The following is a 17476-nucleotide window of genomic DNA, read 5'->3' on the forward strand; positions in this document are numbered from 1 at the left end:
TATGATGAACAAAAAATACAACATCATCTACGCAGATCCACCATGGCAGTTCAACAGCGTTAAGTCTGGCGGCAGTATGAAGTCAGGCGCAGCAGCTAAGTACGATGTTATGTCACTGGATCAGCTTAAAGCGCTGGACGTTGCGGCACTGTGTGAAAAGGATTGTGTTCTGGTTATGTGGTACGTCAGCAGTCAGCCACAAGAAGCGCTGGACTTAGTAAAGGCCTGGGGTTTCACCCTAAAAAACATGAATGCGTTTATCTGGCGCAAGCTATCCACCAATCTGATACCGCACTTTGGTATGGGTTACTGGACCCGGGCCGGTGCTGAGTGCGCCTTAATCGCTACTCGCGGCAAACCTAAAGCAGAGTGCCGCAGCATTCGCCAGGTGCGCGATGAAGTTGTAGGCGCCCACTCAGAGAAGCCAGCCATATTCCGCGACGACATAGTTAAATTGTGCGGTGACGTACCAAGGCTGGAAATGTTTGCTCGAGTAGCAGCGCCAGGATGGGACGTATTCGGCAATGAAGTTGATAACTCGGTGCATATTAATGGCAGCGAGCAAACTTGCCACTCAGAAACCGCTGAAAGTGAGACTCAACCAGCTTTGACTGCTGAAAGTGAAACACAAACCAAAGCACCCGAACTGATCACACTGGAATTCACCCGGGACGAACTGGAAGACCAGATAGAAAGTGGCAAGCTGCCATTTAGCGGTGACGCATTGGATTTAATACTGCAGCTGGAAAAAATGTTTGGCAAAAAAGCCAAATTCACCAGCAAACAGGTTAAGGCGGCAATCATTGCTTTTGATGATCCGGACATGATTAGCAAAACCGAACCAGCACCAGAACCTGAGCAAGCTGAACAAGCGCACCACTGGCCATACGAAGTTAAGCAGATTGTTGATAGCGCACTGGGCTTTATGAGTTATGAGGCTGACGAAGCGTTTTATGAACGCCTTTGCAAGTCATGCAAAATGATGCTGCTACTCGACCCAACGCAAAAGCTGCGTACCTCTAACCACATTATCACGCTAATCAGCGATAAAAAACGGGACGATAAAGCAGGAGCTGCAGCATGATCACGGCGAACAGTTATTTCAGTGGCGTCGGCATGCTGGATTTAGGTTTGATGCAGGCCGGCATAATAATAAATCAGGCATTTGAACTTGATAAAGACGCATGCCAAACATACCGGGCAAACCACGATCATACATTGGTTCAGTGCGACATTGCGCAGCAGCTTGTTATGGAGCAAGAAAGCTGCGACTTAATGGCATTTACTTACCCTTGCACCAAGTACAGCCCAATAGCAGATATTCATAGCACCAGAACCGGAGATGAATTGTTTTTGCATGCATTGCGGCACTTAGCAATTGCAAGGCCAGAAGCTTACCTGGTAGAGAACGTGCCCGGCATGAAAGCTTTCCCAATTGTAATGGAAGCAATGTGCCGGCTACCAGATTATTACGTGCAGGTGTTTTGCCCCATTAAAGCTGAAACATGGCTACCCCAGCGCCGGAACCGTTTAATTATTATTGGCACCCGCCGCCAGTTCGCTATCCGGCCACCAGAAAACACCCGGGCAATTAGCCTGGCCGATATTGTAGAAGCTGATCCACTGGTAACTTTGCCAACAGCTATTGCCAACAGAATGAACGGCCAGTACCGGGACCTGCCAATTATATCTGACCCAGCTAAAGGTGATATAGCACCAACATGCGTTGCGCATTATGCCAAAGACAAAAGCACCAGGTTAATTGCTGATAAGCGTTTCCCTATGGGTGTTCGCCCTTACTCAGTTCGGGAATACGCAAGGCTGCAGGGCTTGCCTGACACCTTTAAATTTCCGGTTTCTGATACTGCAGCTTATCGCCAGATAGGTAATGGTGTGCCTGTTGATATGGGCCGCTGGGCGGGCAATGAACTGGTTAGATACTTTAAAAGCAGGAGGGCAGCAGCATGACAGAACTACAGCAAAAACGCTGTCCTTACTGGGATTCTGGCTGGTGTTATGCACCAGCTGGCACCGAAACAAATAACCATAACGGCAGCTGCTGGGCGCCACAAAGCTGCCCACAGCAACAAAAGCTACTGCAGGAAAAGGACACTGATAATGACTAACCATAAAGACAACCCGGCTGAAATATACCTGGTACCTGTATTCGACGGCGAACACGATCCCCTTTGGTGTGAAGACCCCGCCCCAGGTGAAGGCATGCGCGAAGAAGATGCCACCCGTTATGTCCGGGCTGATTTAACGCCAGAAAGCAACGCCGTCTTAGCCGAGCGCATAGCCGATTTAACGCGGCAGAATTCGGAGCTGACTCATGAATTAAATGAGCTCTACGGCACAGCAAAACTACTTGGAAGTAAACTCGCAGCTAAACCTAGCGATAGCGGCTATGAAAAGCTACTGGCTGAGCGTGACGCACTGATGGCGCAGGTTGAGCGGTTTTATGAGTTTGTTAATTTCGTTGTTAATTGCTGCGAGATGAGCAAAGACCATTTTGACTATGGCACTAAGCTTCTGTCTGATTTTATTGAAGTCAAGTCAACACCAGCCCAATACCTAGCCGAACACGATAGAGAAGTTGCGGCGAGGGCTGTTGAAGATTTGCTCGCTAAACAAATTGGTTGGATGACTAGTCGTGGCGTTGTCTTTTCAGTTGAAGATATAGAGCGATACGCCAACCAACTACGCCAGCAGGCTAAGGGTGGTGAGTGATGGCTAAGCAAACAGACTTCCCTATGACGTATGGCAAGGTTCCCACTAAGCAGCGCTGCGCTGAAATCACTGGCACCATTATGAGGCACAGAACCTACGGCGATATTTTCATCGGCTGCAGTAATGCAGAGAACACAGAGAAAGTATTCAACCGATTAAGCGGCAAAGACAAGTGCCGGCCAAGCCTGTTCCAGAATATGGTTGTATTTCCAGCTGCCGCGGCGGTTGTTGGCGACAAAGCGCGTAAGCCCCTACCTGATGATAAGTGGGAGTTTATGGATACAGCACCTAAGGATGGCCGAGAAGTTATTCTTCTTGTTCAAAAACGCGCGGGCATTCCACACCGATGCTTAGTTGGTCATTACATGTCGGGTGGGCATTGCATTGACGATCACCCGCCTATTGGTGAAGGCTGGTATTTCTGGAATGGCTGTAGCTTTGACCATGCAGCAAAACCGCTGCTATGGATGCCGCTACCAGAAATTACGCCAAGACTAAAAGAACTGATTGCAAAGGCTGAAGCCAATGCTAAGGCAGGCAACTAATGGCATACGCAGAAAAAACATCAGTTGGCACCAGCCAAAGCGTTATGGAAATCGAGCGCACGTTAACCAAATACGGCGCTGACCAGTTCATGTATGGCACCAAGCCTGGCAGCGTTGCTGTCGGGTTTGTGATGGGCGGCCGGCAAGTTCGCATTGTCGTGCCACTGCCAGATAAAACAGATAAGCAATTCTGGCTTACTGATACTGGCCGCGACCGCAGCGAAACAGCGGCACTTAAAGAGTGGGACCAAGCCTGCCGCCAGCGGTACCGTTCACTGGCACTGGTAGTTAAGGCCAAACTGGAAGCAGTAGAAGCCGGCATAACCACCTTTGAAGAAGAGTTTATGGCGCATCTGGTACTGCCCGGCGGCGAAACCGTTGGCCAGCGCCTGTTACCTGAAATCAACGAAGCGCAGCGCACCGGCAAACTGCCGCCTCTGCTGCCGCATGTGGGGTGATGTATGCAGCTTACTTATATACAAAAAAGAATATTGGTGGGTTTTGGAGCGAATGAAAGGTCAACGTGGGGCATAGCCCACGAAAATGGATTACCAACCAGTAAATGCTTGCGAATAATGAAGCAATTGGAGGCATTGGGCTTTGTAGAAAAATGCCAGCGCTATAGTTCAAAAAACAACTATGTATGGAAGCTGACTGATGCAGGTAAGGCTGGTGCAGCATGAAAATTGCCATAAGAGTCGGCGAGGTTGAAATAATTTACGAAGAAAACAAAGAGGATAAAAGCAGCCTTCTGTTTAACGAATATGCAGTTAAAGAGTCATCAGCTGGCGGGAAAACTCATGCAGACAATCTAATAATTAGAATTAAGGATCTTGCCAATACTGCAGCAGAGATAGATAGAAAAATGTGGGCCAAACCATGAAATACCTACTCCAAGGCGGTGAAAGCCGCCAACGTTTAGCGCTACTGTTTAGCCTGACCAAAATAACCAGCAACAACGTGCAGGATGCACTTACAGATCATCTATGCACCGGCCTTAGCGATACCGTTGCAGCGGCAATGAACGGCGTGCAGCTGAGCAACTTTACCCGGGCGCTGAAAACATTGAACGAAGTGGCTGGCATAGTCGAAAAAATTAAAGAACACGACTGGGCCCGGCTTAAATCAGTTAAGTGATAAGTTTTTAAGGTGAATAAAATGAGTAAAGGCATCAACAAAGTAATTTTAATTGGCAACCTGGGCGCGGATCCTGAAGTGCGTTACATGCCGCAAGGCGGTGCAGTGGCTAACATGACTATTGCCACCAGTGAAAGCTGGACCGACAAATCCACCAACCAGAAAAAAGAGCAAACCGAATGGCACCGGGTTGTTATATACCAGCGCCTGGCTGAAATCGCCGGAGACTACCTGCGCAAAGGCAGCAAGGTGTATATCGAGGGTAAGCTACGCAACCGGGAGTGGACCGACAAAGAAGGTATTAAACGTTACACCACTGAGATAGTGGCCAACGAGCTGCAGATGCTTGATGGTAAGCAAGATGGCCAACAACAAGGCGGGTACCAGCAGCCAGCACAGAACAACCAACGCCAGCCAGCGGGCCGGCAGAACCAAGGCCGGTAACAGGAGGACATTATGCAGTTATTAAAGCTACCTGAAGTATTAAAGAAAGTGCCTGTCAGCAAAACCACCTGGTATGCTATGGTGAAAAGCGGCGAAGCGCCGGCAGCATATAAACTGGGCCCCCGTTCTGTTGCCTGGTCAGAAGACCAGATCAACGACTGGATCAGGAAGCGCCAGCCAGCCGCCAATGATTTGACAGCGCTGCAGTCATGATCGGCCAGCAAAACTTTTTGATACTACAGATGATACTACAGCCGAATGATCAACCCGCACAGGCCGCTAAAATAGCGGCTTGTCGGTTCCTGCTGGGGCAGCCACTTTATTCTAAATTCACACCTACCAGCCAGTCTGGCCATTCTCTAACACAAACTGCGGAATAAACTGGCTGGCGCTGGCAAGGATGGTTTTATTTTTTAAATTCATAATCCGCACATTTACCTGCACGCCTTGCTGGCCATGCTGCACTGTGCCACTTAATACGTAATCTATTCGCTGGTTGGCTACCACCTGCCCTGCCCGGTTGCTAAACACAGCGTCACCTTGTGCGGTGAGTGTTATTGCCCCAGTCAGTTTATGATCAACCATAGTAAGCCCGTAGCGGGGAAGCTGCTGTAAAAAGCGCTCCGCAAGTTCGTTGCCCAGCGGATGCAAATGATGGCGGGCGGGAGTAAGTTCGGCAAACCCGGCGACGGCGACGGTGGCATCGTTCATTGGCGCAACACTTGTATGATAAAGCTGCATTGCCAGTTGGGCGACATAGTCGTCAAGCTGCTTATGACTGGCGTAAAACCGGTTATTGGCAGGATATGACGGAAGCTCATAGTCTGCCTGAGCAGACCAGTCAGCGGAGCCGGGTTCGGTAATAATATAAGAGCTTTGCTGTAAAGGTTGGTTTTGCTGCGAAGTTTCATGCTTGCTAAAAGGAAATATGCTGCAGCCACTGATCGTTAAAACCATGCCGCACAAAGTAGGCAGGAGAATTTTTTTTATCATAATAAAGCCCGATATACTAAATGTCTGTTTTAGTATATCGGCGTTTACTGCGTTATCTTTAGCTGCTGAAAAGGCATATTAAAACTATTTAATCCGCATTACCTGTTCGCCCTGACGGGAAATAACGGCCTGGACAATATGACGGGGAATAAAAGTCCGGGCGGCTGAAACCACCCGTTTGTTATCAATTTGTACCAGCCTGGCATTCACTAATATTCCCTGCTGATGAGTAGTAAGAGTACCGGTTACCACATAACGAATTGCCACTTCTTCTGAAAGTTCCTGATAGTTGCGACTTAACACAAAATCACCGGTTTCTGTTACCCGGATATAGTCGGTAACTTTATAGTCCAGCACCGGCACACCAAATTTGTGCAAATCATAAATCATCGCTTCACTCAGATGATTACTGAAAACAGACCCCTGATCGAGGGAAGAGTCAACATAACTGAAGTCTGTTACACCAATCTGACTGTCACTGTCCAGATTGTGTTGCAAAGCCATTAACTCATGCACCAGATTGCGAACGTAATCATTGACTGTCAGTAACGGTAAACGCCCAGAGGTTTGCTTTTCATGGCTTGCCGGAGCAGCTGAGCTGGGTAAATGCTCAATCCGCTGCACCCGGTTGTCCTGGGCTTCATCTCGTTGACCGGCTACGGTAACGGTTTGCTCAGGCACGGCGCAACCCGTCAGAACTGCCAATATTGCTAAAATTGATAACCGATTCATTTATTTTCTCCTGCCGGACTTTGCCGGTAAAACATTGCGCCACGTTTGTTAACTTGCTGGGTACTCCACAATACATTTGCCGGCAGATAATCTGTCACGGCAGCCAACACCTGTTTCGATGGGATATGGATCAGGCGTGCATTCACTATCACCGCATCCTGTTGCAGGGTGTAGGTACCGGTAAGCAGGGTATTGGCTTCGCCTTTACGACTAATGTCAGCCAGTTGCCGGCTGAGTGCCTGTTCATAACCCTCTGCCAGCATGACTTCATTGGCCAGCCGATACTCATAAACGGCATAGCCAAACTGTCGGCTATGGGCAAGCATACTTTCACTTAACTGATTGGCAAAGTCACGTTGCTCTGTACCGGCATCATTTAAATGCAGAGCCGTAACAGGCAGAAAACTGCTGACTGCAATCTGAGGCCGGGTAAGCCACAACGGGCTGTCATCTAACTGGGCAAATAATTGCCTCGCCAGCCGTTCGGTATAAAACCCCAGCGGCTGAGAGCTCAACTCAGAAATTGATGTGGTGGTTTGTGCAGGCGCCGTCCGGTTTACACAACCAGCCAGCAACGCCACTGTTAACAGGCTTACTGTAACCAAGCAAAGCCGATTCATATATACCTCTTTCCAAGCCTGATTGCTTTTTCCAAATTAAAAGCAAGATCCAGGCCAGAAAGAAATGACTAAATTGTCATTAAATTGCCACCGGCGCTTTAATGTGAGGATGTGCCTGATAGTTTTCCAGAGTAAAGTCCTCAATTTTAAACCCGAAAATATCTTTAATCTCAGGATTTAACCGCATGGTTGGCATCGGGTATGGCTCCCGGCCTAACTGAGTATTCACCTGCTCTAAATGATTCAGATATAAATGGGCATCGCCAAAGGTATGCACGAAATCTCCGGGCTGCAGATCGCAGACCTGCGCCACCATCAAAGTAAGCAACGCATAGCTGGCAATGTTGAATGGTACGCCAAGAAAAATATCAGCACTGCGCTGGTACAGCTGACATGATAACCGGCCATCATTTACGTAAAACTGGAACAAGGTATGGCAAGGCGGCAATGCTTGTTTACCCATTGCTGCGTTTTCTTTGGGAGAATATTGCGTATCAGGCAGCACTGCAGGGTTCCAGGCACTGACAATTAACCGTCGCGAGTCCGGCGTGCGTTTAATATCGTTGATAAGTTGGCTTATCTGATCAATAACCCGGCCATCATGACTGGCCCAGCTGCGCCACTGGGCACCATAAACCGGCCCCAGCTCACCGCTTTCGGTTGCCCATTCGTTCCAGATTGAAACGCCATTATCCTGCAGGTAAGCTATGTTTGTTTCACCTTTTAAAAACCACAGCAATTCATGAATAATAGAACGCAAGTGGCACTTTTTAGTGGTAATTAACGGAAAGCCCTGCTGTAAATCAAAACGCATCTGATAGCCGAACACACTAATAGTGCCGGTGCCGGTACGATCAGTCTTTTTGTGACCGTGCTCCAGCACATGGCGCATTAAATCAAGATATTGTTTCATTTTGCTTCCTGTGTACTCGTTGCAGATTTGCTATTTACATATATGATCAGGCCAAGACCTGCTGCCATCATTGGCAGACATAACCATTGGCCCATTGTCATGCCAGCTTCGGCCAACTCACGCAGCTGCGCATCAGGCTGACGGAAAAACTCGACAAAAAAGCGAAAGGCTCCGTAACCCAACAGAAACACACCGCCTAGGGTTCCGGTAACGGGCTTTAAGCGCCTGACAAGCATGATAATAATAAACAGCAACACACCTTCCAGTGCCACATGATACAACTGCGAAGGGTGCCGTGGCTCGGGGCCCGCATGCGGAAACACCATGGCCCAGGGCACATCTGTGGTACGGCCCCATAGCTCGCCATTGATAAAGTTACCCAGCCGGCCTGCTGCCAGCCCCAATGGGATCAAAGGGGCGACAAAATCACCCAGCTTTAAAAAAGATTTTTGATGCCGTCTGGAAAACCAGGCCATGGCCAGCAATACACCTAGCAAACCACCGTGAAAAGACATCCCGCCCTGCCAGGTTTTAAACAGATAAAGTGGCTCAGCCAGCAACTGATCAAAGTTATAAAAAAATACATAACCCAGTCTGCCGCCAACAATCACACCGATAAAGCCGAAAAACAGTAAGTCACTAACTTGCTCTTTGCTCCAGCCCGAGCCCGGTTTAGCCGCGGCCCGGTTAGCCAGCCAGTAAGCAATAGCAAATGCGACCGCATACATCACCCCGTACCAATGGATATTTAACGGCCCATAGCCAAATAGGGGCCCAATAGACACGAGTACCGGGTCAATATCAGGAAAATCGAGATAGGAACTTGTCATTATTATCCTTTAAAAATCAAAACCCGCCATGATGACGGTCAAAATAGCTAACTGAATACCATTCTGGCAGCAACCAGCATCAGAAATACACCAAAAATTCTTTTAATTGTCAGCACCGGCCAGCGCTGAGTCATGGCTGCCCCTAAGGTTGCAGTAAATACCGAAGTAGATACGATCCCTATTAATGCGGGCAGATAGATATAGCCAACAAAACCATCGGTCAGTTGATAGTGCTGCCAGCCGGCAATAACATACCCCAGGGTGCCAAGCACAGCAATAGCAATACCACTGGCAGCGGCACATCCTATTGCCCGGCGCATTTCAACAGAAAAATAATTCAGTACCGGCACCACCAGCGCACCACCGCCGATCCCAAGCAAGCCGGAGATGGCCCCAAGTAACGCAGCAATAGCAGCCAGTATTGGTTTTACCGGCAGCGTGGCCCGCCCGACAACACTGCGGGAACCAAGCATTCGCAGTGCCAGAAAAAAAACGGCTACTCCAAAAAATATCCGCAAAGTAGTGCCGTTGATATGATGGGCTACCAGCCCAATTACCCCCGCGCCCACTCCTGCCCCCAGCATCACGGTGCCCGCCAATGACCAGCTTACGTTGCTGCGTTTATGGTGAGCCCGGATAGAGGAACCGGAGGTAACAATGATTGACGCCAGTGAGGTGGCTACTGCAACCACCATTACATCATCGATACCCACTACACCTAAAGCCGGTAGTAGCACAACCAGTACCGGCACAATAACCAGCCCACCACCAATACCCAGCAACCCGGCCAGAAAGCCAGCCAGACAACCTATAAGCGCAGAAACCAGAAGTATCGTTAACAAAGGACATCTCAATATCAATACGGCAGCATAAACATAAAAACTTAACCGTTAAATTAATGCAAAGGAACTTAGGCTCTTAACTGGCTAAGCAACTGCTTTTGCTCAAGAAAACGCTGCACCAACTGCTTCACTTGTTTTGGCGACTGACAGGCCAGCACATCGGGCAATATTGCTTCCAGTTCAGCTACTTTAACCCGGCGCAACAGCCACTTAATTTTCGCCAGATTACTGTTGTTCATACTAAAGCGGCTGTAGCCCATTGCCGCCAGTACCAGTACTCCTGCAGGCTCGCCACCAAGCTCACCACATATGCTGATAGGAAACTGCAATTGCCGGGCTTGTTCAGATAGCTGATGCAAGGCACGCAGCACCGAAGGATGCAGCGCATCGTAAAGGTTCGCAACCCGGGCATTATTTCGATCTACCGCCAATAAATACTGGGTAAGATCATTGGTGCCAACCGAGCAAAAATCCACCCGGGCAGCAAGTTCAGGCAGTTGATACATAATCGACGGTACTTCAATCATTACGCCGATTTTAGGCTTAGGCAGGGCGATATTGAGCTCATCACTTACTTCAAAACTGGCTTGTCGGATTAACCGGATCGCTTCGTCAACTTCAGCTAAATCGGAAATCATGGGTAGCAGAATATGTAAGTTATCCAGCCCTATATTCGCTTTTAACATTGCCCTGATTTGCACCAGAAAAATTTCCGGATGATCAAGGGTCAGTCTGATCCCGCGCCAGCCCAGGAATGGGTTCTCTTCGATAATACTGAAATAAGGTAAGGCCTTATCACCACCGACATCCAGTGTACGCATGACAACGGCTTTATCGGCGTAACCGCTTAGCACCTTTTGGTAAAGCTCAACCTGTTCCTGCTCGGTAGGAAAGCGATTACGCATAATGAATGGAAACTCAGTCCGGTACAGGCCAACGCCATCAGTATATTCTGCATTGCTGGTTTCCAATTCGATTGCCAGACCGCAATTTACCATCAGTTTAAATGGCTTGCCGCAGGCGGACTGTGACGGTAACGCTACCTCTTGCTGATACCTGGCTGACAGTTCTGCGTCTTCGTTAATAAGCCGGCGATACTCAGCGCAAATAGCTTCAACCGGTGAAAGCAAAATGTGGCCTTCATAGCCATCAACAATAACCTGCTGATTCTGCCAGTGCAGCAGTGGCAGCTCATTCACTCCCATAACGGCCGGGATACCAAGAGCTCTGGCCATAATTGCCGCATGCGAGTTCACCGAGCCCCTGAGCGAGACTATCGCCACCAGCTGCTCTCGCGGTACTTCAGCCAACATGGTTGCAGTAACGTTATCAGCCACCAGCACCACCTGCTGTGGCAATTTTACTTTGCGCTGCTCAGAATCAAGCAGGTTATTCAGCACCCGTTGCCCTAAGTCCCGGATATCAGTGCCCCGCTCGCGCAGATAGGGGTCATCCATATCATCAAATTGACGGGCAAACTTTTCTACTACCCGTTTTAAAGCGCTTTTAGCACACCAGCCTTCAGCAATTTGCAGTTCAATTTCCTGGCCCAGACTAGCGGCATCAAGCAGCTGATGATATACATCGAATATCGCCAGGGCGTCGGCAGGAATATGACCAGCCATCCTTTCTGCCAAACGGTTAAACTCTGCTTTGGTGATCTTTACAGCCCGGTAAAACAGCGCCAGCTCTTTCTCCGGTTCATCAGACTTTTTCAGGGAAATAGCATCAAAATCACTGGACGGCTGCAGCACATAGGCTTCACCGATTGCCATGCCTGGCGCTCCGGGCAATCCGCTAAGTTGGCCTGATTTGGCCATAGTTGAGGGGCTTTGACTTGCCGCATCCCGCATCTCTGCATTAGCGAGGACTGAGGCTAGTTGTGCACCGAGAGTAACCAGAAAAGATTCTTCGTCTTCGCTGAACACCCGCTCAGCAGACTGCTGAATGGTTAATACGCCCAGCACTTTGCGATGGTGAATAATCGGACAGCCAAGAAAAGCAGAAAAACGGTCTTCACTAACTTCAGGGGTTACCCTGAACCTGGGATGACGATGGGCCTGAGCAAGGTTGATTGGTTCTTCCCGCTGACCAACCCAGCCAATCAGTCCCTCAGAAAAGCCGATAGCAACTTTACCTACCGCATCCTGATTTAAACCATCTGTTGCCATCAGCATAAAATGCTGCTGCTGATAATCTGCCAGATATACCGAACAGCATTCAGTCGCCAGGGCAGTTTTAATACTTGAAACCAAGCCAGCCAGCGCATTGTCTAGAGCTGGCTCCTGAGCCACATCCTGAACAATCCGCCGCAACTGGCTTAGCATAAGAACCTCATCGTATTGTCGGTTTTAGCAAACTTAAATTTTTCTTAATATTTTTTCTTCACGTCTCTACGGGTAAACGGCAAAGCAACCGGGGCAAATTCCCGCATGACTTTTCGATACACTTCTCGTTTAAAAGCCACGACCTGGCGCACTGGATACCAATAACTAACCCAACGCCAGTTATCAAATTCAGGATGCGACGTTACAGCCAGATTTACATCTTCTTCCCGACAGGTCAAACGCAATAAAAACCACTTCTGCTTTTGTCCGATACACACAGGATTGCTGTCTTTGCGAATTAACCGTTTAGGAAGTTTATAGCGCAACCAATGCTTTGTAACACTGATTATTTCTACATCTTCAGGCCGGAGCCCGACTTCTTCATGCAGTTCGCGATACATGGCCTGTTCCGGCGTTTCGCCATCATCAATGCCACCCTGTGGATACTGCCAGGAATGCTGACCATATCTTTTTGCCCAAAACACCTGTCCCTGGGTGTTACAAATCACTATGCCGACATTGGCCCGAAAACCTTCGGCATCGATCACACAAACCTCAAGCGAGTCTATTTCTGCTATAACAAAGATTCTTTCACAAAGTCGCGGTTACAGCAAACAGAATTTCAACCACCTTATCCAGACAGTCTAATCTAAGTTATCCACATTAATGATTTTGTTTACTACTACCATGTGAACTTCTTCACAGACTCTGTGGATAAAACTGTTGTTAAGTTGCGAAAGGTTGTTGAGTAATCACTATGCATAGTTACTTACGACTAGCAAAATTCAACTAAAGCCTCAAAATTACAATAACTTACATGCAAAAAATTGCTTATATAGGTATGTTACATCTGTGCATAAGTTAGTTTGCTGCGTTTTTAAGCAGCACAACAGCTGCAAAAATGTTAGGGTAAATCGCGGATCAAGCCGCTTTTTTAATACTGCGAATACTACGTTGACCACTATGCCTTTACTTACTACCGAACAACTGTTGCAACGTTGCCACAATATTGCAGGAATGACACTTGGCCAGCTGGCTGGCCAGTTAAAGGTTAAGATGCCGGCTGATTTAAAGCGCGATAAAGGTTGGGTAGGTCAGTTGCTTGAACTGGCGTTGGGTGCAGAGGCAGGCTCTAAAGCGTTACCCGATTTTCCTGCATTGGGCATTGAATTAAAAAGCCTGCCTATCGACCAGCAAGGTAAACCGCTGGAAAGCACCTATGTTTGTGTAGCGCCACTTACCGGTGTTACCAGCCAAAGCTGGTCGCAATCGTGGATCTGCCAGAAACTGCAACAAGTACTATGGGTACCAATTCTGGCTGAACGGCAGATACCATTGGCTGAGAGGGTTATCGGGTCGGCATTTCTATGGCAACCCAGTGCAGCAGAGATGCAGATATTGCAGCAAGACTGGGAGGAGCTGATGGAGTTAATAACCCTAGGGGGAATTGATCAGATCAGAGGTGCCCATGGCAAAGCATTACAACTAAGGCCTAAAGCAGCCGACAGCAAAGCGTTAACCGCTGCAATCGGCGCCAGAGGCGAGCCCATCCAAACTCTGCCCAGAGGGTTTTATCTGAAAGCGAGTTTTACCGCCGCCATTCTTCAGCGCCAGTTTAATCTGACAAACTCACCCTGAGTAAAAACTGCCTTGTTATCAGTCTTGATAACGTTGCATAATTTGCTGATATAAACCGTTCTGTTTAATGGTAGCCAATCCACGGTTAAACTCAGCAACCAACTGTTCTTCTACTGAGGCTTTGCTAAACATTACGTACACATCATTATTACCCAGGGTAATCTGATGCGGCTTAATTAAATCATCAAGTCCTTTACGCCTCAGTATTGACGCTGCAACAAAGCTGTCCTCCAGAAAACCGTCAATTTCCTCGTCCAGCAATCTTGCCATATTCATTTCACTGATGATGGCACCAACAAACTGTGGACGTGATTCAGCAGAAGCATACAAGTTTGCAATTTCATCGCCGTAGTAATACTCATTGACGATGCCCAGTTTGTAGCCCGCTTTAATAAACTCCTGAACACTGGCGACAGGCAGATTAACATCTTCAGCCCTCACATAAAGCGAAAATTGTTCCTGACGATATGGCTCAGAAAAATAGGCAAAAGTTTGGCGATCTTCTGTAATGGATGCACCCAGCACAAAGTCGACGTCACCTTCACGCAGCAGGCCCAGCAATTCAACCCAGCTGCCCTGGACAATGTTCAGCTCACACTGCATTTCAGCGGCTACCGCCCTTACCAGTTCAACGTCAAGCCCGGTGACAGTATTACCGACCGTCATATACTGGTAGGGTTCCCATGCATCAAACCCCATCGTGAGTGAACACTGTGGTGGCACAGCAGACATTCGCTGCGCTATCGGCTCGGCAGGCGTTGCAATTTCTGGTTCAGAAACAGGTTTGCAGGAAACCATGACTAACATTAATGCTAACAACAGTAAAAGCTTGATAGATTTCATAAATCACCTCGTGGTGCTATGATGTTCTACAAGCTTAGTGCAAATTGTCTTTTTTGCGCGGCTCTGCCCAAACTTATTCAGACATTTTTTCCGGGCGGTTCTGACGTTAACTTTACCGGCATTTTTAACAATACCTGCCACAGCGGCATTTTTCGCTCATTGCTGCGAGCTTCGCGCCACATTAGTCGCCACTCATAAAATGTAATGGTTATTGGGTTGGTCGAGTTAAAATCGTCGGTAATGCCGTAGCGACAAGGCTCATCAGCCTGCTCCGAGACAAAAGTACCAAAGATTTTATCCCAGATAATCAAAACACCGGCAAAATTGCGATCAATGTAAATATCATTGCAAGCATGATGCACCCTATGATGCGACGGAGTGTTAAAGATCTTTTCCAGCACACCAAGCCGGCCAATTGCCTGAGTGTGCACAAAAAACTGAAACGCTAAATTCAGTGCCACCACGGCAAACACCAGCATGGGTTCATAGCCGATTAAAATCATTGGCAGCCAGAACACCCACATACCCGACACCGGATAGGTAAGGCTTTGCCGAAAAGCAGTACTGAAGTTCATCAAGCGAGAGCTATGATGCGCCACATGCGAAGCCCATAACCAGCGAATATGGTGAGAACCACGATGAAACCAATAATACAGAAAGTCTTGCAGAATAAATGCCAGCAACAAGTTCAGTGCCGTCAGTTCAATCGTGAACAGACGATACTGATATAGCCAGTAAAAAAATGGCATTAACAGCAAAAGCGCCAGCATATCAGCCCCCTGATGCAACAATGCCAGCATGGCGTTTGCCAGCGTATCACGCCAGTGGTACCAGTTCTGCTTTCTAAGCACAGCAAAGCGCCACTCCAGTATCACACATATAAGAAATACCGGACTTAACAATAATAATATTAATTCAACTGGTGGCATTGCTAATCGCTACTGATGATACCCAAGGCAAATACTACGTTAAGCAAGGGGCTCAATACAAGTTACGCTAATCAACTTGATCCAGCATTGGACGGATTGGCTTAGCAACCGTTTTAACGAACCGGCAGCTCAAAGCTGGCAAACATGCGATCGACTTCTTCCTGATTTCGCAGCAAATTCGCCCGTTCTACAACGTCTTTAGTCAGATGGGGGGCAAAGCGCTGGATAAAGTCATACATGTAAGTGCGCAAAAACGCGCCTTTTCGAAAGCCTATTTTAGTGGTTGAAGCTTCGAACAAGTGCCTTGCATCAAGCGCCACCAGATCTTTATCTAATTGCGGGTCAATTGCCATTGAGGCGATAACACCAACACCCAGCCCCAGCCTGACATAAGTTTTCAGCACGTCAGCATCAGTCGCCGTAAATACAATCCGTGGCTCCAGGCCTTTTGCAGCAAAAGCGCGATCCAGCTCAGAGCGGCCGGTGAAACCAAATACATAAGTAACAATAGGATGCTGGGCCACATCTTCGACAGCAATTTTACGGCCAAGTTGGGCCAGAGGATGATCCTGCCTGACGATAACGCTACGGTTCCAGTGATAGCAGGGCAACATCACCAAATCGCCGTATAAATGCAGTGCTTCGGTTGCAATAGCAAAATCAGCTTCGCCGCGTGATGCAGCTTCAGAAATTTGTTGTGGCGACCCCTGATGCATATGCAACGATACTTTAGGGTATTTTTGCATAAAGCCGCTGATAACTGAGGGTAAGGCATAGCGCGCCTGAGTATGGGTAGTGGCAATATTTAATTTACCTTGATCAGGTAAGGTGTGCTCTTTAGCAACCGCTTTAATACTCTCGACCTTTGCCAGAATTTGCTGAGCTATTTCAATTACATCGCGCCCGGCTGGCGTAACATGGGTAAGGTGCTTACCACTGCGGCCAAATACCTGAATACCCAACTCGTCTTCCAGCATTCTCACCTGTTTACTGATACCAGGTTGCGAGGTATAAAGGCTTTCTGCCGTTGCTGACACATTTAAGTTATGATTTAACACTTCTACAATGTAACGCAATTGCTGTAATTTCATCTGGCCCAGGTCCGGTAAAGAATGATCATCGTTCAATATACCCCTCTTGTCAGATATTCCAACTAATTTTTATAAATGGAAATGCTATAACTATTAGTAGCAAAAAAAACTTAACAAACTAATGACAGACTTTACCATTAGCAGTCCGGAGCCGTTATGATCAACTCGACAGAAATTGACTTTGCTACCGTATTGGCCTGCAGTGTCCATGATATGAAAAACTCGCTGTGCATGGTGATCCAGTCGGCCGAGTTAATTCAGGCAGAAGGTGCTAAGTTATCTGACGATGCCCGGGAAGAACTGGCATTGCTGAATTACGAAGCAAACCGGCTGAATTCCAATTTATTGCAGCTATTGTCTTTGTATCGGCTGGACAGACAACAACTACCGGTACAAATTGATCAGCATTACCTTAATGAAGTATTTGAAGAGCTGCTGTTAAAAAATCAGTATTATGCAACACAGCGCAGCATCAAGGTAACCATAAATGCAGATGATGATTTGTGCTGGTTTTTCGACCGCGACCTGATCCTGAATATTCTGAACGATGCGATTGCCAATGCTCTGCGATACAGCAATACCCAGATTAGTATCAGTGCAACGGTTGCTGACAATCAGTTGCATGTTGTTGTTGCTGATGATGGCCCTGGCTTTCCGGATTTTATGATAGATAACGCTGCTAATCAGATGCATAAGCCAGATTTACGCCACGGCCATACCGGGCTTGGTATATTTTTTGCCAGATTAATAGCGCACGCACATCATAATAAAAACCAGCGCGGCGTGGTGAGCTTACAAAATGGTGTTGAGCTAACTGGTGGCAGCTTCAGGTTAACGTTGCCCTGACAACCAGAAAACTGTT

At 47.8% G+C, this 17476-nt stretch carries 24 protein-coding genes; 13 read left to right on the forward strand and 11 right to left on the reverse strand.

Annotated elements, in window-relative coordinates; genetic code table 11:
- Positions 1 to 4 precede the first annotated feature (4 nt).
- From KQY15_RS02445 to KQY15_RS02495, 11 genes are read left to right on the forward strand one after another with little or no spacing between them, the layout of a single operon-like run.
- The gene (locus tag KQY15_RS02445) at positions 5 to 1084 is read left to right on the forward strand and encodes an MT-A70 family methyltransferase (RefSeq protein ID WP_217666882.1); all 1080 of its coding nucleotides are present in this window, start codon (positions 5 to 7) and stop codon (positions 1082 to 1084) included.
- The gene (locus KQY15_RS02450; protein ID WP_217666884.1) at positions 1081 to 1968 is read left to right on the forward strand and encodes a DNA cytosine methyltransferase; all 888 of its coding nucleotides are present in this window, start codon (positions 1081 to 1083) and stop codon (positions 1966 to 1968) included. Before KQY15_RS02445 ends, KQY15_RS02450 begins: the two co-directional genes overlap by 4 nt.
- Positions 1965 to 2126 carry a hypothetical protein gene (locus KQY15_RS02455; protein WP_217666886.1) on the forward strand — a complete coding sequence of 54 codons (162 nt, stop codon included), beginning with the start codon at positions 1965 to 1967 and terminating at the stop codon, positions 2124 to 2126. Before KQY15_RS02450 ends, KQY15_RS02455 begins: the two co-directional genes overlap by 4 nt.
- Positions 2119 to 2730, forward strand: a complete 612-nt coding sequence (locus tag KQY15_RS02460) for a hypothetical protein (RefSeq protein WP_217666888.1) — start codon at positions 2119 to 2121, stop codon at positions 2728 to 2730. The genes KQY15_RS02455 and KQY15_RS02460 overlap by 8 nt, the downstream gene beginning before the upstream one ends.
- Positions 2730 to 3275, forward strand: a complete 546-nt coding sequence (locus tag KQY15_RS02465) for a hypothetical protein (RefSeq protein WP_217666890.1) — start codon at positions 2730 to 2732, stop codon at positions 3273 to 3275. The genes KQY15_RS02460 and KQY15_RS02465 overlap by 1 nt, the downstream gene beginning before the upstream one ends.
- Positions 3275 to 3733 carry a hypothetical protein gene (locus KQY15_RS02470; protein ID WP_217666891.1) on the forward strand — a complete coding sequence of 153 codons (459 nt, stop codon included), beginning with the start codon at positions 3275 to 3277 and terminating at the stop codon, positions 3731 to 3733. The genes KQY15_RS02465 and KQY15_RS02470 overlap by 1 nt, the downstream gene beginning before the upstream one ends.
- Before the next feature lie 3 nt (positions 3734 to 3736).
- A complete protein-coding gene (locus tag KQY15_RS02475; RefSeq protein WP_217666893.1) occupies positions 3737 to 3958 on the forward strand; it encodes a hypothetical protein in 222 nt (73 codons plus the stop codon).
- The gene (locus KQY15_RS02480) at positions 3955 to 4158 is read left to right on the forward strand and encodes a hypothetical protein (RefSeq protein ID WP_217666895.1); all 204 of its coding nucleotides are present in this window, start codon (positions 3955 to 3957) and stop codon (positions 4156 to 4158) included. Before KQY15_RS02475 ends, KQY15_RS02480 begins: the two co-directional genes overlap by 4 nt.
- The gene (locus KQY15_RS02485; RefSeq protein WP_217666897.1) at positions 4155 to 4412 is read left to right on the forward strand and encodes a PapB/FocB family fimbrial expression transcriptional regulator; all 258 of its coding nucleotides are present in this window, start codon (positions 4155 to 4157) and stop codon (positions 4410 to 4412) included. Before KQY15_RS02480 ends, KQY15_RS02485 begins: the two co-directional genes overlap by 4 nt.
- A gap of 21 nt (positions 4413 to 4433) precedes the next feature.
- Positions 4434 to 4856 (forward strand): single-stranded DNA-binding protein, encoded by a 423-nt coding sequence (ssb, locus tag KQY15_RS02490; RefSeq protein ID WP_217666899.1) that lies wholly within the window; start codon positions 4434 to 4436, stop codon positions 4854 to 4856.
- Positions 4857 to 4868: 12 nt separating this feature from the next.
- Positions 4869 to 5069 carry a helix-turn-helix transcriptional regulator gene (locus KQY15_RS02495; RefSeq protein ID WP_217666901.1) on the forward strand — a complete coding sequence of 67 codons (201 nt, stop codon included), beginning with the start codon at positions 4869 to 4871 and terminating at the stop codon, positions 5067 to 5069.
- Positions 5070 to 5192: 123 nt separating this feature from the next.
- Here the strand turns inward: KQY15_RS02495 and KQY15_RS02500 are convergent, their stop codons facing one another.
- The 8 genes from KQY15_RS02500 to rppH form a co-directional block, all read right to left on the reverse strand.
- On the reverse strand, positions 5193 to 5849 hold the full coding sequence (locus KQY15_RS02500; protein WP_217666903.1) for a FlgO family outer membrane protein: 657 nt from the start codon (positions 5847 to 5849) through the stop codon (positions 5193 to 5195).
- 84 nt (positions 5850 to 5933) lie between these two features.
- Positions 5934 to 6581, reverse strand: coding sequence for a FlgO family outer membrane protein (locus tag KQY15_RS02505; RefSeq protein WP_217666905.1), 648 nt, complete (start codon positions 6579 to 6581; stop codon positions 5934 to 5936).
- Positions 6578 to 7201 (reverse strand): FlgO family outer membrane protein, encoded by a 624-nt coding sequence (locus KQY15_RS02510; RefSeq protein WP_217666907.1) that lies wholly within the window; start codon positions 7199 to 7201, stop codon positions 6578 to 6580. Before KQY15_RS02510 ends, KQY15_RS02505 begins: the two co-directional genes overlap by 4 nt.
- A gap of 79 nt (positions 7202 to 7280) precedes the next feature.
- The gene (locus tag KQY15_RS02515; protein ID WP_217666909.1) at positions 7281 to 8114 is read right to left on the reverse strand and encodes a thymidylate synthase; all 834 of its coding nucleotides are present in this window, start codon (positions 8112 to 8114) and stop codon (positions 7281 to 7283) included.
- Entirely contained in the window at positions 8111 to 8944 is an 834-nt protein-coding gene (gene lgt / locus KQY15_RS02520) for a prolipoprotein diacylglyceryl transferase (protein WP_217666911.1), read from the reverse strand. The genes KQY15_RS02515 and lgt overlap by 4 nt, the downstream gene beginning before the upstream one ends.
- 47 nt (positions 8945 to 8991) lie before the next feature.
- Positions 8992 to 9786 (reverse strand): sulfite exporter TauE/SafE family protein, encoded by a 795-nt coding sequence (locus KQY15_RS02525; RefSeq protein ID WP_217666913.1) that lies wholly within the window; start codon positions 9784 to 9786, stop codon positions 8992 to 8994.
- A gap of 68 nt (positions 9787 to 9854) precedes the next feature.
- Entirely contained in the window at positions 9855 to 12113 is a 2259-nt protein-coding gene (gene ptsP / locus KQY15_RS02530) for a phosphoenolpyruvate--protein phosphotransferase (protein ID WP_217666914.1), read from the reverse strand.
- 44 nt (positions 12114 to 12157) lie between these two features.
- Positions 12158 to 12661: an RNA pyrophosphohydrolase gene (gene rppH, locus KQY15_RS02535; protein ID WP_019676950.1), complete on the reverse strand. Its 504-nt coding sequence runs from the start codon at positions 12659 to 12661 to the stop codon at positions 12158 to 12160.
- Positions 12662 to 13076: 415 nt separating this feature from the next.
- Between rppH and mutH the strand changes: the two genes are divergently transcribed.
- Positions 13077 to 13751, forward strand: coding sequence for a DNA mismatch repair endonuclease MutH (gene mutH / locus KQY15_RS02540; protein WP_217666916.1), 675 nt, complete (start codon positions 13077 to 13079; stop codon positions 13749 to 13751).
- Between the two features lie 18 nt (positions 13752 to 13769).
- On the opposite strand, the gene KQY15_RS02545 is transcribed toward mutH, so the two are convergent.
- The 3 genes from KQY15_RS02545 to cysB form a co-directional block, all read right to left on the reverse strand.
- The gene (locus KQY15_RS02545; RefSeq protein ID WP_254795390.1) at positions 13770 to 14594 is read right to left on the reverse strand and encodes a substrate-binding periplasmic protein; all 825 of its coding nucleotides are present in this window, start codon (positions 14592 to 14594) and stop codon (positions 13770 to 13772) included.
- 77 nt (positions 14595 to 14671) lie between these two features.
- Complete coding sequence (locus tag KQY15_RS02550; RefSeq protein WP_217666918.1) at positions 14672 to 15523, reverse strand: sterol desaturase family protein; 852 nt, start codon at positions 15521 to 15523, stop codon at positions 14672 to 14674.
- 113 nt (positions 15524 to 15636) lie between these two features.
- Complete coding sequence (gene cysB, locus KQY15_RS02555; RefSeq protein ID WP_217667651.1) at positions 15637 to 16614, reverse strand: HTH-type transcriptional regulator CysB; 978 nt, start codon at positions 16612 to 16614, stop codon at positions 15637 to 15639.
- Positions 16615 to 16770: 156 nt separating this feature from the next.
- On the opposite strand from cysB, the gene KQY15_RS02560 reads away from it, so the two are divergent.
- Positions 16771 to 17460, forward strand: coding sequence for a sensor histidine kinase (locus KQY15_RS02560; protein WP_217666920.1), 690 nt, complete (start codon positions 16771 to 16773; stop codon positions 17458 to 17460).
- The last annotated feature ends 16 nt before the right edge of the window (positions 17461 to 17476 follow it).

Source organism: Arsukibacterium indicum, assembly GCF_019100565.1.
GTDB classification, from domain to species: Bacteria; Pseudomonadota; Gammaproteobacteria; order Enterobacterales; family Alteromonadaceae; genus Alishewanella; species Alishewanella indicum.